General features: G+C 66.0%; 11 protein-coding genes and 2 pseudogenes. 6 read left to right on the top strand and 7 right to left on the bottom strand.

Translation table 11 applies throughout. The features are described from left to right. Positions 1 to 26 precede the first annotated feature (26 nt). Positions 27 to 968, bottom strand: a complete 942-nt coding sequence (locus ACFQ9R_RS00365) for a methionyl-tRNA formyltransferase (protein ID WP_378987141.1) — start codon at positions 966 to 968, stop codon at positions 27 to 29. Positions 969 to 1,150: 182 nt separating this feature from the next. On the opposite strand from ACFQ9R_RS00365, the pseudogene ACFQ9R_RS00360 reads away from it, so the two are divergent. Then, a pseudogene (locus tag ACFQ9R_RS00360) lies at positions 1,151 to 1,330 on the top strand (methylenetetrahydrofolate reductase); the annotation flags it as partial. A gap of 1,136 nt (positions 1,331 to 2,466) precedes the next feature. On the opposite strand, the gene ACFQ9R_RS00355 reads toward ACFQ9R_RS00360, so the two are convergent. The 6 genes and pseudogenes from ACFQ9R_RS00355 to ACFQ9R_RS00330 form a co-directional block, all read right to left on the bottom strand. Continuing rightward, complete coding sequence (locus ACFQ9R_RS00355; RefSeq protein WP_378987138.1) at positions 2,467 to 5,142, bottom strand: LuxR C-terminal-related transcriptional regulator; 2,676 nt, start codon at positions 5,140 to 5,142, stop codon at positions 2,467 to 2,469. A 138-nt stretch (positions 5,143 to 5,280) separates the two neighbouring features. Next, positions 5,281 to 6,066 carry a 1,6-dihydroxycyclohexa-2,4-diene-1-carboxylate dehydrogenase gene (locus tag ACFQ9R_RS00350; RefSeq protein ID WP_378988438.1) on the bottom strand — a complete coding sequence of 262 codons (786 nt, stop codon included), beginning with the start codon at positions 6,064 to 6,066 and terminating at the stop codon, positions 5,281 to 5,283. 50 nt (positions 6,067 to 6,116) lie between these two features. Beyond that, a pseudogene (gene benC / locus ACFQ9R_RS00345) lies at positions 6,117 to 7,109 on the bottom strand (benzoate 1,2-dioxygenase electron transfer component BenC); the annotation flags it as partial. 10 nt (positions 7,110 to 7,119) lie between these two features. After that, positions 7,120 to 7,629 (bottom strand): benzoate 1,2-dioxygenase small subunit, encoded by a 510-nt coding sequence (gene benB / locus ACFQ9R_RS00340; RefSeq protein WP_378987135.1) that lies wholly within the window; start codon positions 7,627 to 7,629, stop codon positions 7,120 to 7,122. Next, entirely contained in the window at positions 7,626 to 9,053 is a 1,428-nt protein-coding gene (gene benA, locus ACFQ9R_RS00335) for a benzoate 1,2-dioxygenase large subunit (protein ID WP_378987132.1), read from the bottom strand. The genes benB and benA overlap by 4 nt, the downstream gene beginning before the upstream one ends. Positions 9,054 to 9,151: 98 nt before the next feature. Then, entirely contained in the window at positions 9,152 to 9,928 is a 777-nt protein-coding gene (locus ACFQ9R_RS00330) for an IclR family transcriptional regulator C-terminal domain-containing protein (protein ID WP_378987129.1), read from the bottom strand. Positions 9,929 to 10,103: 175 nt separating this feature from the next. On the opposite strand from ACFQ9R_RS00330, the gene catA reads away from it, so the two are divergent. The 5 genes from catA to ACFQ9R_RS00305 all read left to right on the top strand — a co-directional run bounded on the left by catA (position 10,104) and on the right by ACFQ9R_RS00305 (position 14,949). Then, positions 10,104 to 10,943 carry a catechol 1,2-dioxygenase gene (gene catA, locus ACFQ9R_RS00325; RefSeq protein WP_378925721.1) on the top strand — a complete coding sequence of 280 codons (840 nt, stop codon included), beginning with the start codon at positions 10,104 to 10,106 and terminating at the stop codon, positions 10,941 to 10,943. 20 nt (positions 10,944 to 10,963) lie between these two features. Next, complete coding sequence (locus tag ACFQ9R_RS00320) at positions 10,964 to 12,085, top strand: muconate/chloromuconate family cycloisomerase (RefSeq protein WP_378987126.1); 1,122 nt, start codon at positions 10,964 to 10,966, stop codon at positions 12,083 to 12,085. A gap of 16 nt (positions 12,086 to 12,101) precedes the next feature. Continuing rightward, positions 12,102 to 12,422, top strand: coding sequence for a muconolactone Delta-isomerase (gene catC / locus ACFQ9R_RS00315; protein ID WP_378987123.1), 321 nt, complete (start codon positions 12,102 to 12,104; stop codon positions 12,420 to 12,422). Positions 12,423 to 12,497: 75 nt separating this feature from the next. After that, positions 12,498 to 13,289 carry a 3-oxoadipate enol-lactonase gene (gene pcaD / locus ACFQ9R_RS00310; RefSeq protein WP_378987121.1) on the top strand — a complete coding sequence of 264 codons (792 nt, stop codon included), beginning with the start codon at positions 12,498 to 12,500 and terminating at the stop codon, positions 13,287 to 13,289. 13 nt (positions 13,290 to 13,302) lie between these two features. Then, positions 13,303 to 14,949 carry a tannase/feruloyl esterase family alpha/beta hydrolase gene (locus ACFQ9R_RS00305; RefSeq protein WP_378987118.1) on the top strand — a complete coding sequence of 549 codons (1,647 nt, stop codon included), beginning with the start codon at positions 13,303 to 13,305 and terminating at the stop codon, positions 14,947 to 14,949. Position 14,950 lies beyond the last annotated feature (1 nt).

Raw genomic sequence — 14,950 nt, 5'->3', positions numbered from 1 at the left:
CGGCCGGGCGCTGCGGAACCGGGAACTCAGGCGGGGGTGTCGGTGAGATAGCCACCGCGAGCGAAGAATTCGGCACCGTCGTGTTCGGTGCCGGCCGCGCTACGGACGCGGGTGATCACCAGCGCGTGGTTGTCACCCCGGTGTGGCTGGGCACCGCACACGACCGCGCCGCCACCTTCCTGGACGATCACTCGGCCCGCGGTGCCGCCGTAGCGTGCCTCGGAGATCACCGCGTCGAGAATCTCGATGCGTTCACCGCGGTAGTACGAGTAGGCGCGCGGATACGGCGCGGAGAGCGCCCGCACGAACCGCTCCGAATCGGCCGCGTCCAGCGACCAGTCGACCCGGCTGTCACGATCGGACCGCTTGTGGAAGTAGGTGCGCTCGGCCTTGTTCTGCGGCGTCCACACCGCGGTGCCCTTCTCGAGCGCCACGAGTGCCTCGTGCACCGCCCCGGGAATCAACTCCATGCCGGCGAGAACGAGCTCGGTGCCGGTGGCGCCGGGCGGGATCGGCAGCCGCTTCTGGACCAGGATGTCGCCGGTGTCGAGTTGGGCGTCCATGCGGTGCACCGTGAGGCCGAATTCCTCGGCGCCGCTGATCAGGGCCCACAGCACCGGCGAGAACCCGGTGAATTTCGGCAGCAGCGAATCGTGCAGGTTCAAGGTGCCGTGGGGCGGCATGTCGTACAGCTCCGCGGGCATCCAGGTGTACCAGCTGTTGACAACGATCACATCGGGTTCGGCCTGCTTGACCAGCGCGATGGTCTCGGCGTCGGCACGTTCGGTGAGGTGCACCGGAATGCCGTGTTCCCTGGCCAGTTCCTCGACCGAATCGTTCCAGATCGCCTTGTAGGCGGATTCCGCGGCCGGGTGGGTGACCGCGAGGACCACCTCGTGCTCCGAGTCGATCAGAGCCTGCAGGGTCTTGCGACCCCAGGTTTGGAAACCGAACGACACGATGCGCATGGAACTACCTACCTTCGTCTATGTGTAGGCTTACCTTACATAGATCAGGGTATGTTTGTGTGCGCGGCCGCGACGGCTCTTCCCTGGTGTATCAAGCCTGTGCCTGCACTTGTCTTTGCTCGACGTGCTGGACCTCGATGGACCTGGGTCTGGTGAAGTGCTCAGCAGTGACTCGGCGGCAGGAGGAGAACCGCGCCGCCGTGCGTAGCGAAGGCATCGAGATCGCCACCTAGATGGCGCTACGTCTGATCAGCGAGGGCGCGCCCTGTCTGCACTTCATCACGCTGAACTTCGCCAAGGCGACCAGCGAGGTGCTCACGAACCTCGGCTACGGCGTGACGGCGGCCCCGGTCGGCGCCTAGCCCATTGTGCGGACGGTCGTTTCCCGGCCGAGCGACGATCCACCGAGCCGATCCTGCACCGGCGTCGTCGTGAGTTCGAGGCCGCGCAGAAGTAGTGCTGCCGAGTCCTTGAAAAGTATTTCGTAGCAGCACTTTTCGTTTGAGGCCCCGCGTCGGAGACATCCGACGCGGGGCCTCTGCCGTTCACCGGAGATCACCTCGGATACCGGCTCGTCACCCTCAAAAACGGTCACAGGCGGAACGTGCGGACATCCTCCACAGAAGCCGACTACCTGCGGATTCGCATCCCTCGTTTGGAGGCTGACCTTGCAGCGATGCGTTGTGCTCTCGTGTTCGCCCGGTGTCGTCTGCGGGACAGTTCCACAGACTTCCCGATACCCGGGCGAGCGGGTGTAGGTGCTCGCCTGAAGTCGCCCAGCCTCGGCGTGTCGGAGTGCGACACGCAGGGGAATGTCAGCGTTCAGCAGTCTGACAGCTAACTGGGTTTGCCGCATCTGCGTCCTCGCTCAATTGCTGTGCAGCGTTGCTTGCCGACCAGATAGGGCATGCTCGGTCGAGCGCGTTTTCCTCGGCAAATCGGAGTCATCGCGAGATGTCGGAGCGATCCTGACTATAAGTGCGCCAGGGCACAAGCTGGAGCTTAAGGCAGCATGAACTAGTACGCCAAACTGCTACAACCCAGGAGGGTGCTGGTCATCGGCAAATAGCGGTGCGGTCGGTGTAGCGGATGCCCGAAGCGCCGTAGCCGCGGGCGGTGTTGCCCTACCATTGCGATGTTTGGGGTTTCGGCGGCGATTGCGCAGCCGAGGGAATGCGCGGGAGCCGTCGTTGCGATGTAGTCTCTCGCTCAGGCCACCGTGGCATTCGCGATCGCCGCGTTCAGTCGGAAAGTATGCCCTGTTCAACATTGTCTTTAGGTCAGAGCACGTTATTCGGGCATTGAAGCCATTGGTTGACACGGGGGTCATCGTGCTCGAAAGCGGTGGGCGAGACATACGGTGGGCGTCGATCGAGCGCGTCGCGTCGGCACTTGCACCATGGCGACGACCTGACCTCCCCGGCAGCAGCGATCTCGCTGGCAACGAACTGGGCTCGCACGATTGGCTGGCAGACTGCTGACGAACCGACCGCTCGCTTCAACGGTCGGACTCGTGCAGGTAGGCTGCAAGTTCGGTGCGCGAGCGGGTTCCGAGCTTGGCGTAGACGCGGGTCAGATGATATTGGATTGTCTTGACCGACAGAAACAACTCCTCGGCGGCTTGTCGATTTGTTCGTCCCGCCGAGACCAGAGTCGCGACCGCGCGTTCCTGCTCGGTGAGTTCGAAGAACGGGTCGCGGCTACGCGTTGTATTGACGCCGGCCGCCTTGAGTTCGCGGTCGCAGCGTTGCACCAGAACCTGCGCGCCCAGGGTGGCGAACAGCTCACGGGCCGAACGCATCACGGTGTCGGCGTCACGACGTTTGCCGGCGCGTCGGAGTACCTGTCCGTAGGCGAACTCGATCCGGGCGCGCTCGAACGGCAGTGGGAGGTCCTCCACAGCTTGCAGTGCCGATTCGAAAGCGGGGCGTGCCGCGTCGATGCCGTCGGTAGCAGCGATGATGCGCCCGCGGACCGCGCCGAACCGCGCGAGCGAAGAGCGGTGGTCGATCACGGCGGCGCTGTGCTCGTAGCCGGCGAGGAAAGTGTCCGCCTCGCCGACGCGGCCGGTCAGAACCAACCCGGTGGCGTAGAGATCTGCCCACGGCCACAGCCCGGCCAGATCGCTGTCGGGCGCGATTCGCGCCACACCGCCGAGGGCACGGACGACGCCCTGGTAGTCAGCGCGTGATTCGGCGTATTGAGCTTGCGCTAGGCCGGCGGGAATTCGCATCGCCATGTACTCGGGTGAGTCGGCGCGCCCGAGACGAAGATGCACGTGCGCGCTGTCGTCTTCGCCTCGCAGAGAACAGATCTGGGCTCCGGTCCAGTGGATCAACGGACGGATCAGGTCGATGCCGGACTCCTCGGCGTCGAGGGCGGCATGCTCGACAGTACGCAGCGCCTCGTCCCACTCGCCGACCGCGAATTGGGCGCGCGCCAGCCATGCTTGGGCCCAGAGGGAAATGCGAGTCGAACCGAAGCGGAATGCGGTGGGCACCGCGTTGGCCAGCAGCAGGCGGGCGTCGTCGTAGTCGTCCATTGCCAGTGCCAGCCAGCCTTTGGCCATTCTGAAACGCTGGGACTGGGCACCGGAGACCGACTCGACCAGATCGGTGTCGTAGGTGCGCAAGGCCGTGGCGATGTCCCCGGTCATAGCGTGGCCCAGCCCGTTGATGGCGGCCGCTTCGATAGCTTCGGGCATGCTCCCGGTGGTGATCCGGGCTACTTGGCCCGCCCAGTGCAGAAGGCGTTGACCGTCCCAGCGAGCGAGGGCGTCGAGCACATGTCGCTGACCGATCGAGGCAGCGACCGGGCCCGCCGGGTCGTCGCCGAGTTCGCGCCAGCCGCGGGTCAGCAACAATTGCGCTTCGGCGGCGCGGCCGCGCATCACAGCCAGATGCCCGAGGACCGAATCGCGAAGGGCGCCGTCACCGAAGCTTTCGATCTCGGGAACGAGCGCTTCGGCGCGCGGGATCGACCCGGCGCCGATCAGCGCGTCGACACCGCGGATCAATCGGTTCTCCCGCTCCCGCGGGGTCGAGGAAATGTGGCTGGCAGCGATGAGGGCGTCCGCGCACGCCCCCCATTCGCCGTTGTTGGCACGGGTGGCCGCGTAGATGTCGAGTCGAGTGGCCAGGGCAGGGTTGGCCGTGGGTTCGGCGGCGACCAGGTGCGCGAGGCGTACGCCTTCATCGTCAGCCGACGCGGCCGCGCGCCGGTGCAATTCCCGCAGTCGCAGGGCTGGAAGGCAATTCAGTACGGCCGCGCGAACCACGGGGTCCGGGAAGGCGACCACGGACAGCGGGCGGGTCTGATCGAGACGGATCAACCCGGTCGCACGGGCGGCGTCGAGAGCGGCGACCGGGTCGGTGACAGCGGCCAGCGCGGCGGCTTCACCGAGTCCGCTGCTGGTGGACAGTACTGCCGCGGCTTCGAGTAGCCGGCGTCCGGAGTCGGTTGCCGAACCCAGTGCTGCGGCCGCGGCGGCGTATTCGGCTCTGGGAACAGGGAGTAAGGGTGTCCAGCGACTCCATATCTGTGGATCGCTCTCGCGCAGTAGGCGCACCAGGTGGGCCGGATTACCGCCGGTGTGTGCGGCCAGGCGCGCGGTCGACACGGCACCGAGTCGAACGCCGGCGACCTCGACGGCGAGGACAGCGACATGGGCTGGTGTCAGTGGCCTGAGCCAGATCCGTTCGCGACGGCAGTCGTCGAGCAGTGCGAGCGTTTCGGCGTCACCTGGCTCGGCGGTGTCGGGATCGACGGCGAGGACCACGAGCATGCCTTCGACGGCGCGGTCGAGTGCCCCGGTGAGTGCCCGCATCGACTCACGGTCGATGTTGTGTGCGTCGTCCACGAGCACCAGAACCGGACCCCCGGTGATCGCGGCGTCGGAAACTCGGTCGAGCACCGTTTGCCAGCCAGGTTCGGCGACGTCCGCTTTGGTCAGCTGTTCCACCACCGCGTGGGGTGTGTTCCGTTCCCAATGATGGGCCCGCGCGCACAGGGCAGGCAGGCCGATGTGCTCGGCCCGGAACTGTTCGAGCAGCGCGGTCTTGCCCAATCCCCGGTTGCCGTCGACGACCAGCGACAGCGCGGCGCCGGCCTGTGCCCGCGCCACCGCGTCCCGAAGTGCGATGAACGCGCGGTCGCGTCCGAGCAGGGTCGTCATGGGTTCACGCTAGTCCGAGCACGGCTCGAGAAGCCCGCGCGCGCAAGGCAGTGGTCGATGGCGTGGAGAACGCCAGGAGGAGGAGTCGTGCATCGGTTACCGCCAAGCTCGAAGGGGTGAAACGGAGGAGGAAGACGGTCAGCCGAGGTCGCCACCGGCGACAGGAAGGATGGTCCCGGTGATGTAACCGGCTTCGTCGGAGGCCAGGAAACAGATCGCGGCGGCCTGCTCGTCGAGCGTGCCGTAGCGGTGAAGCAGGCTCGACGAGGTGGTCTGGGAGACCACCTCGTCGTACCAGCCCGCTTCACGGTCGTCTGCTGGAGCGGGGCCGCGGGCGATACGCCGGGGTGGTGCCTCGGTGCCGCCAGGAGCGGTGGCGGCCACTCGAATCCCATACTGTGCGACTTCCATGGCCAGCGCCGTGGTGATCGCACTGACCCCGCCTTTGGCCGCCGCGTAGGGCACGCGGTTGATTCCGCGGGTCGCCACCGAGGAGACGTTCACGATCACCCCGGAACGCTGTTCGATCAGATGCGGCAGTACCGCGTGGCACATCCACAGCGTCGGGAACAGCGAGCGCCGGATCTCGGCCTCGATGCGGTCGGCGGTGTAGTGCTGGAACGGCCGCGCCCAGATGGTGCCGCCCACGTTGTTGATCAGGACATCGATGCGCCCGAACCGATCCAGGGCGGCCGACACCGCGGCCGCGGCGCCTTCGGCCGTCTCGAGGTCGGTGAGTACAGCCAGCGCGCGGCCGCCGCCGGTCTCGATCTCGGCTGCTTCGTCGCGAGCGAGCGGGGAGCGGTCCACGAGCACGACCGCACCGCCCTCCGCCGCGACGCGCCGCGCGACAGTCCGGCCGATGCCCTGGGCAGATCCGGTGACCATCACGATCCGGTCGGCGAATCGGCCGGCGGTCAGCATGCTCACGAGGCGACTCCGGCCAGCGCGGGATTCAGGGCGCCCGAGGTCGCGAACTTCTCGAAGAAGAAGTTGGCCGGGGTGATTGCGTGGTCGGTGAGCCAGGTTCGCGCCGATTCGACCATCGGTGGGGGTCCGCACAGATAGATATCGACTTCGCCCGCGTGCAGGTGCTCGTCGGTGATCAGGTCGGTGACGTGGCCGCGTCGCCGCGCGCTCGTCCCGGTGCCGGAAACGCATACCTCGTAGCCGAAGTCGGATAATTCGGCGGCGAATCCGTCGAGTCGGTCGAGCTCGATGAGGTCAGCGTCATTGCTCACCCCATAGAGCAGCCGGACCGGATACACGACACCGTCGGCGCGCATCTGCTCCAGGATCGACAGGATCGGGGCCAGTCCGGTACCTCCTGCGACCAGCAGCACCGGGCGGGTGACCGCACGCAGGAAGAAGCTGCCACGCGGGCCGGTGAAGGTGAGCTCGTCGCCCGGGCGGGCCCGCTCGCGCAGGTAGTCGGTCATGGCACCGGCGTCGAGGAGCCGCACCAAGAACGACAGCGTCGTCGCCTCGGGAGCGTTGCTGAACGAATACGAACGGGTGGCATCGGTGCCCGGCACGGTGAGGTTGACATATTGGCCGGGCAGGAAGATCAGATCCGCGCGGTTGCCGACCTCGATGGTGAGACCCGCTGTGGTGCCGGAGAACCGCTGGATATCCACCACCTTTCCGGTGAACGTCGCGGCGGCGGTCTTGGCGAGGTCTGAGGTGCCCGCGATCTGCAGCACCAGGTCTGATCGCGGGGTCATCTGACAGGGCAGACAGAAGCCGGCATCGGCCTCGTCGTCGGTGAGGGCTTCCTCGATGTAGTCGCCGCCGTCGTAGCGGCCGGAGTCGCAGAACGCTTTGCACGTCCCGCAGGCGCCGTCACGGCAATCCAGGGGGATGTTCACCCGCGCGCGATAGGCCGCGTCGGCGACGGACTCGTCGGCGGCACAGGTGACGAAGCGGGTGATCCCGTCCTCGAAACTCAGGGCAACGCGATAATTCATCCGTGCCTCCTCACACGTGATAGATGTCGACGACGTGGTGGATGTAGTCGTTCTTGAGCACCACTTTCTTGCGCCGGATCAGCGGCTGCGGACCGGCGAAATCGACGGTGTAGTAGGAGGTTCCGAAGTAGGTGTCGAGGTTGGTGTAGCGGAAGTAGAGGGTGAACCAGTTGAAGCGCACATCGATCTCGGCGTCGCGGCGTTCCAGCAATTCCACGTTGGTGATGTTGTGTCCGGTGCGCGGCTCGGGCAGGCTGGTGGCGCTGGATCGGTCGGTTTTGATCCGGAACACCCGATCCTCGATGCCGCCGCGATTGGGGTAGTAGATCAGCGAGATCTCGGTCATCGGATCAGCGGTGAGGTCACCGTCATCGGCCCAGGCCGGCATCCAGAATTCGGCGTCGGGGTGATAGCACTGAATCCACTCGTCGAAAGCGCGGTCGTCGAGCAGACGAGCCTCTCGGAAAAGGAACTGCTCCACTGCTTCTCGGGTGATGGTGGTCGGAATAACGGCAGTCATCGAGTGAGCTCCTGACCGCGGGCGCCGGTGGTGGTCCCGGCTGAGCCGCCGATTCCGCAATCCAGCGCGCGACGCAGGGCGCGGACCCAATAGCCGTGCTGGATCGGATACAACCCTTCGTCTTCGACCTTGACGCCGCTCGAAACCGGGTTGATCCCGATGCGGCGGGCGTCTTCGTCGGGGCCATCGAGCTGATGGGTGACGCCGCGGCTGAGGTCGTTGTACGGAGCGCTGCGAGCGAGGTAGGTCTTCTGGCACGACCGGAACTCCTCGAGGTCGTCCGGGGTGGCCATGCCGGTGGCGTTGAAGAAGTCCTCGTACTGCCGGATGCGATGCGCGCGTGCCGTCGCGCTCTCGCCCTTGGGCGCGATACAGTAGATGGTGACTTCGGTCTTGTCCACCGAGACCGGCCGGAAATGCCTGATCTGAGAACCGAACTGATCCATGAGGTAGACGTTCGGGTAGAGGCACAAGTTGCGGGAGACCCCGATCATCCAATCGGCGCGGTCTTGGCCGAACTGGTCGATCAGCTCGTCGCGCCGCTCGGACAGTGGCCGGTTGGCCGGATCGGCCCACTTGGTCCACAGGAGCAGGTGGCCGTGGTCGAACGAGTAGTAGCCACCCTTCTGTTTGGACCATGTGCCCGCGTCCATCGCCTTGGTCGTGTTCGTGGACTCGCCACTGGTCCGCCTCGCCGTGGTGGCGGCGTAGTTCCAATGGGTGGCCGAGACGTGGTAGCCGTCGGCGCCGTTCTCTGCCTGCAGCTTCCAGTTGCCGTCGTAGGTGTAGGTGGACGCACCGCGGAGCACTTCGAGACCGTCGGGGGATTGGTCGACGATCATGTCGATGATGGCCGTCGTCTCCCCGAGATGCTCGGTGAGCGGTACGACGTCGGGGTTGAGGCTGCCGAACAGGAAACCGCGGTAGTTTTCGAAATGAGCCACCCGGGTCAGATCGTGCGAGCCGTCGGTGTTGAACTGCTCGGGATACCCGGCCTCGCGAGGATCCTTGACCTTCAACAGTTTTCCGTTGTTGCTGAAGGTCCATCCGTGAAACGGGCAGGTGAACGTGGTTCGGTTGTCGGTCTTGCGGCGGCACAGCATCGCGCCCCGATGGCTGCACGCGTTGATCAGCGCGTGCAGCTCGCCGGTCTTGTCGCGCGAGATCACCACCGGCTGGCGGCCGATGTAGGTGGTGAAATAGTCGCCCACGTTCGGGATCTGCGATTCGTGGGCCAGATAGACCCAGTTGCCTTCGAAGAGGACGGCCATCTCCAGCTCGAAGAGCTCGGGGTCGGTGAACACCTCACGTCGCATCTGGTAGCGGCCGGTGGCCGGGTCCTCGATGAGCGCGCCGTCGAGCTTGCCGCGCAATCTGTCGGCAAGACTGTCGGCGCGTGGGGGCCGGTCGAGTATCTCGGTCATGAATCCTCCGGTGGCGTGCGTGTTCTACCGCATTACGATGGCAGTTTGTGTCCACCGTCACACCGGGGTAATGCCTAGTGCTGACCTAGGCCCCCACGTCAGATGTTCGGGCTGTGACCGAGCTCGGTGCTGAGCCGATCGGCGTGCGCGCACAGCGTGGGCGCGACCTCGGCCCGGAATCGTGCCGGAGTGGAACGCCCCGTGGATGTGGAGGAGGCCAGCACGCCGACAACGGCCCCGGAGTTGTCGCGAACTGGTGCGGCCATGGAGATGAGGCCGTCCTCGAGTTCGCCGTAGGCGAGGGCGAATCCCTGCTCGCGCACGGTGGCCAGTTCGGTCCGCAGCGCGGCCGGATCGGTCATGGTCCGGGGGGTGAGTGGAGTCAGGGGGGCGGTGTCGAGTGCCTCGGCGATGGTCGATTCGGGCTGCCAGGCCAGCAGCGCGCGCCCCATCGACGTGGCGTAGGCCGGAACTCGGGTCCCTACCGCGACATTGATGCTCATGATCCTGCGCACGGGAACTCGCGCGGCGTAGATGACCCACCCGTCGTCGAGGACGCCCAACGATGCCGACTCCCTGGTGCGTTCGGCGATCCGAACAAGGTGCGGCATCGCCGCCTGGACCAGCGATGTTGCGGCGGAGTAGTGCTCGCCGAGCGTGAGCACCCGAGCTGTGAGGCACCAGCGGCCTGCAGCGTCGGTGACGAAGCCCAGTTCGCGCAGCGTGAGAAGAATGCGTCGCACAGCGGGACGGGAGAGTTCGGTGGCGTCGGCCAGCTGGGCCAGGGTCGGATTCGGCCGGTCGGCGTCGAAGGCGCGAAGGACCGCGAAGGCGCGGTCGATGCTGCGGACGTAGTCGCGCTCGTTGATGTTCATGCACCCACCTGGGTCGAGACTGGGCATTTCGCCGGGTCGAGGTGATTGACAATGGTTTGTGACGCCCCGCACAGTTGTCTTTGTACGCAGAGCGAGCGGTTTGTACGCATAGCGTACACAGGCTTCGCGGCATGCGCGGAACTCCCAGCCCCAATTCCCTTCAGGAGAACCCACTATGACCACTGTCGAGCAGCCCACCGCTGCCGGTTCCGGCGCTGCTGCTACCGCGAATTTCTCCGGCACCCGCGTCAGCGCCGACACCTCCCCGCAGCGCCTGGCCGCCATCGCCGCCGATGTCTTGCGGTCCTTCGCCCGAATCATCGACGAACACGCGATCACCTACGCCGAGTATCGCGTGCTCAAACAGTGGCTCATCGACGTCGGTCAGTACGGCGAATGGCCGCTGTGGCTCGACGTCTTCGTCGAGCACGACATCGAAGAAGTCGCCTACCGTGGGCAGAGCGGCACCAAGGGCAGTATCGAGGGCCCGTACTACGTCCCCGACACCACGCGTCTGCCTGCCACCTGCACCTTGCCGATGCGCGAGGACGAGGAAGGTTCGCCGCTCGTCTTCGCCGGCCAGGTCCGGGATCTCGAGGGCACACCGCTGCCGGGCGCCACCATCGAGATCTGGCACGCCGACGCGCAGGGGTACTACTCGCACTTCGCCAGCAACACCCCCGACGGCATTCTGCGTGGCACGGTCGAGGTCGACGCCGAGGGGCACTTCGTGGTCACCACGGTGCGCCCGGCGCCCTACCAGATCCCGACCGACGGCCCCACCGGGTGGTTCATCGAGAAGGCGGGGTGGCACCCGTGGCGTCCGGCTCACCTGCACCTGATGGTCAAGGCGCCCGGCAAGCGCACCATCACCACCCAGCTCTACTTCGACGGCGGTAGTTGGATCGGCGACGACGTCGCCACCGCTGTCAAGCCCGAGCTGATCCTGCGCCCGCGCGCCGACGCCGAGGGCATCGATCACGTCGAGTACGACTTCGTCCTCGATCCCGCCTGATCAACTCCGAAAGGTATCCGGTGCACGACCTGACGATCGACTCGTTGCGCACGACCGTTCTCGACGTTCCGCTGGTTCGCCCGCATAAATTCGCGACCACGTCGATGAGCGCCCAGCCATTGCTGCTGGTCGAGATCCGCACCGCGGGTGGCGCGGTGGGATACGGCGAAGGAGTCGTCCCCGGCGGCCCGTGGTGGGGCGGTGAATCGGTCGAGACCATGCAGGCGATCATCGAGCGCTACATTGCGCCGGTCGTCGTCGGGCGACGTGCCGACGAGATCACCCGAATCATGCTGGACATCGAACGTGTCGTCGCCGCAGCACATTTCGCGAAAGCGGCAGTCGACGTCGCGCTCCACGACACCTGGGCGCGGGCGCTCGGCGTACCGATGCATGTGCTGCTCGGCGGCGCCTTCCGCGACAGTGTGGAGGTCACCTGGGCGTTGGGGGCCGCGCCGGTCGAGGCCATCGTGGCCGAGGCGGAGGACAGGCTGGAGCGCAAGCTCCACCACAGCTTCAAACTCAAGATGGGTGCGTTGGATCCGGCCGAAGACACCGAACGGGTGCTCGCGGTGACCCGTGCACTGGAAGGCAGGGCCGGTGTCCGGGTCGACATCAACGCCCGCTGGGACCGCTTGACAGCATTGCGGTACCTGCCCGCGTTGGCGGCCGGCGGAGTCGAACTCATCGAACAGCCCACTCCGGGTGAGCAGTTGGAGGTACTCGCGGAGCTCAATGCCGCGCTACCGGTGCCGATCATGGCAGACGAGAGCGTTCGCACCCCCCACGATGCGCTCACCGTCGCCCGGTTGCGGGCCGCGGATGTCATCGCGGTCAAGACCACCAAATGCGGCGGCCTCGCTCGGAGCCGGGAGGTGGTCGCGGTGGCACGCGCCGCGGGCCTGGCCTGCCACGGCGCCACCTCCATCGAAGGCCCGATCGGCACCGCTGCGTCGATCCATTTCGCTTGCAGCCAACCAGGTATCGACTTCGGCACCGAGCTTTTCGGCCCCCTGCTGTTCGCCGAGGAACTGCTCACCGAACCGCTGCGCTACGGCGACGGGGGAGTCGCGCTGCCGACCGGCCCCGGCCTCGGTGTCGAACTCGATCCCGCCGCGGTCGCGGCATTCACCCGTCCCTGACAGGAGTCGAAACCCTATGGCGCTCTACCACGTTCGCATGGACGTCAAAATTCCCGACGATCTCGATCCCGACCGGCGCACCGAGATCGTGACCCGCGAGAAGGAATACAGCCAGTTCCTCCAGCGGCACGGGACCTGGCGGCATCTGTGGCGGATTGTCGGTCAGTACAGCAACATCAGCGTCTTCGACGTCGAGTCCGCCGAGGAACTGCACGAGATCCTGTGGAACCTGCCGCTGTTCCCCTACATGCAGCTCGAAATTCTTCCGCTGACCCGTCACAGCTCGGCGGTAGCCGACGACACCGGACGCCGGATCGTCGAATCCGCCCCCCACTGACTGTCCCAGAGCAAGCGAGGAACATGCCGTGGCGACGAAGCCCGACATCGTCGACGACCAGATCATCGGCGCGCGATGAGCGCGGCGGTGCCGGTCCATGTTGTTGTCGACGGACCATCCGACGCGCCCGCGGTGGTGCTGAGCGGTTCCCTCGGCAGTGATTCGAGGATGTGGTCGCCCCAAGTCGAGCCCCTCGTAGCAGCTGGATTCCGCGTGGTGTGCTACGACCACCGCGGTCACGGGCGGTCGCCCGTACCGGCGGGTCCCTACACCGTCGGTGAGCTGGGTACGGACGTGGTCGATCTCCTCGATCGGCTGGGACTCGCGCGAGTGCATTTCGTGGGACTGTCACTGGGCGGCATGGTCGGGATGTGGCTCGGGCGGCACCAGCCCGAGCGGTTGATGTCGCTGACCCTCTGCTGTACATCTGTCGCACTGGGCGGCACAGGGAACTACGAGCTGCGAGCGGGTCAGGTGCGCGACCGCGGCACCGCCATTGTCGCCGAGGCTGTGGTCGATCGCTGGTTCACCCCCGCTTGGCGCGATGCCCATCCAGACCGGGTGCGGGGCTATCGGTCGATGGTGAGCACGACAGCTGCCGAAGGCTATGCCGGATGTTGCCAAGCCATCGAGTCTTTCGACCTTTTCCCCGAGTTGCCGGCCATCGAGACGCCGACGTTGGTCCTCAGCGGTTCCGACGACACCGCTACACCGCCTGAGCACGGCTTCGCTGTCGCCGCGGCGATGCCACATGGACAGCATGTCGTCGTCGCCTCGGCCGCACACCTGGCCAATGTCGAGCAGCCGACGCGCGTGAGCGAGGAAATCATCGAACACGTCAGGGCGCACACGACACCCCCGCAGTGAAAGGCAGACCACTATGGAAAAGATCGAGCGAACAGCGCGGGACCGATGGCTCGTCGTCCCGACCTCGGAGCCGGATCCTCAGGTCGTCCACCGATGCACCGAGGCGGTTGTCGCAGCCGCGCTGGCCGAGGTCTCCGATGCCTCGGTGGTATCTGTCGCGATCAACCGGACCGGACAGCTGAACGTCCCCGCCAGCGCCATCGGGATGCCGGCCTTCATCGAGCAGGACCTGCCCGGCTATTGCGAGGTCGTGGTGCACCAGCAGGATCCCGGTGGGCACACGGTCGAAATTCGTGTTTGGGTGCCGCTGACCTGGAACGGGCGATTCCTGGGCACTGCGGGAGGAGGAAACCGGACCACGGCGGGCCTCATGTCGGGTGATGAGTTCCGCGGCGCCACACTCGCCAACGCGGTGCGCAACGGCTTCGCTGCGGCGAGCACTGACAGTGGGGTCGGCCGGGACCCCCGGATATCGGATTGGCAGCTCGACGAGAGCACCGGTGAACTCGACGACAACCTCATCGAGAACTGGGTTCACCGCAGCACGCACGACATGACCGTGATAGGCAAGGCGGTCACTACCGCGATCCACGGGGCCACACCCCGCTTCTCCTATTTCCAGGGCACGTCGGGCGGTGGGCGGCAAGCGATCGCCCAGGCCCGGCTCCATCCCGCCGACTACGACGGCGTGTGGTCGTCGGATCCGGCGATGAATTGGACCCGGCTCATCCCGGCCGAGTTGTGGCCGGCACTGGTGATGAAGGAGCTGGACAATGCGCTCGCACCCGAGAAGTTCGAAGCCTTCCGGCAGGCCGTCGTCGACGATTTCGCGCTGCGCACCGGCTCGCCCGAATCGTTCACCACCAGCGACGAACCCCCGGCATTCGACCCGTATCGCCTCGTCGGCCAGGCAACAACGGCCGGCCCGATTGTCGAGGCCGACGCTCAGGTCATGAAGATGATCTGGGACGGCCCCCGGACCGCGACCGGCGAGCAATTGTGGTTCGGGCTACGCCCCGGCGCCGAATCGTGGGGTGCCCTGGGACCCCACGGGCTGTGCATCACCAAGGAAGAGCCCGATGGACGCCGCACGCCGGACCCGTGGGCCATCGCGCTGTCATGGTTCGCGACCTGGTTGCAGCGTGATCCCGAATGGGACTGGCGGACTCTGACCTTCGACGAATACGAACGACTCTTCCTGAAGGGCATCGAGGAATTCGCGTACCTGTCCGTCGAGGACCCCGATCTGTCCGAGCTGCGTGACGGCGGCCGAAAACTCCTCCTCACGCACGGCACCGATGATCAGGTGATCTTCTCGCAAGGATCACGGCATTACTTCGACAATGTGATCGAGCACATGGGCGGCCGCCCTGCGACCGACGAGTTCGCACGCTTCTTCCTGTGCGCCGGTGACGGGCACAGCTTCCGAATCCCGTCGGGCTTCGGCATCGACCTGGCCACCGGCATGATCGCATTGATGAATTGGGTGGAGAACGGCATCGCCCCCGATTCGCTCGAAACCTTGCACTTCGCTGATGACGGGATCTCGGTGGCAGAGGTTCGATCGATCGCCGCCTACGGCACCGCATCGGTACTCGATCAGCAGGTGACTTACAGATCGCCGCGGCACCCGTCCGCTGTGGTCTTCGAAAGGAAATAGA

The organism is Nocardia sp. NPDC056541 (genome assembly GCF_042794235.1).
In the GTDB taxonomy this organism is placed as follows: domain Bacteria; phylum Actinomycetota; class Actinomycetes; order Mycobacteriales; family Mycobacteriaceae; genus Nocardia.
Note: the sequence above shows the minus strand (reverse complement) of the source record. Positions and strands in the feature narration are given on the sequence as shown.

What these genes read in the sequence shown, in the direction of transcription:
- ACFQ9R_RS00365 (WP_378987141.1), bottom strand. Translation starts at nt 968, where the DNA reads ATGCGCATCGTGTCGTTCGGTTTCCAAACCTGGGGTCGCAAGACCCTG.
- ACFQ9R_RS00355 (WP_378987138.1), bottom strand. Translation starts at nt 5,142, where the DNA reads ATGACGACCCTGCTCGGACGCGACCGCGCGTTCATCGCACTTCGGGAC.
- ACFQ9R_RS00350 (WP_378988438.1), bottom strand. Translation starts at nt 6,066, where the DNA reads ATGCTGACCGCCGGCCGATTCGCCGACCGGATCGTGATGGTCACCGGA.
- benB (WP_378987135.1), bottom strand. Translation starts at nt 7,629, where the DNA reads ATGACTGCCGTTATTCCGACCACCATCACCCGAGAAGCAGTGGAGCAG.
- benA (WP_378987132.1), bottom strand. Translation starts at nt 9,053, where the DNA reads ATGACCGAGATACTCGACCGGCCCCCACGCGCCGACAGTCTTGCCGAC.
- ACFQ9R_RS00330 (WP_378987129.1), bottom strand. Translation starts at nt 9,928, where the DNA reads ATGAACATCAACGAGCGCGACTACGTCCGCAGCATCGACCGCGCCTTC.
- catA (WP_378925721.1), top strand. Translation starts at nt 10,104, where the DNA reads ATGACCACTGTCGAGCAGCCCACCGCTGCCGGTTCCGGCGCTGCTGCT.
- catC (WP_378987123.1), top strand. Translation starts at nt 12,102, where the DNA reads ATGGCGCTCTACCACGTTCGCATGGACGTCAAAATTCCCGACGATCTC.
- pcaD (WP_378987121.1), top strand. Translation starts at nt 12,498, where the DNA reads ATGAGCGCGGCGGTGCCGGTCCATGTTGTTGTCGACGGACCATCCGAC.
- ACFQ9R_RS00305 (WP_378987118.1), top strand. Translation starts at nt 13,303, where the DNA reads ATGGAAAAGATCGAGCGAACAGCGCGGGACCGATGGCTCGTCGTCCCG.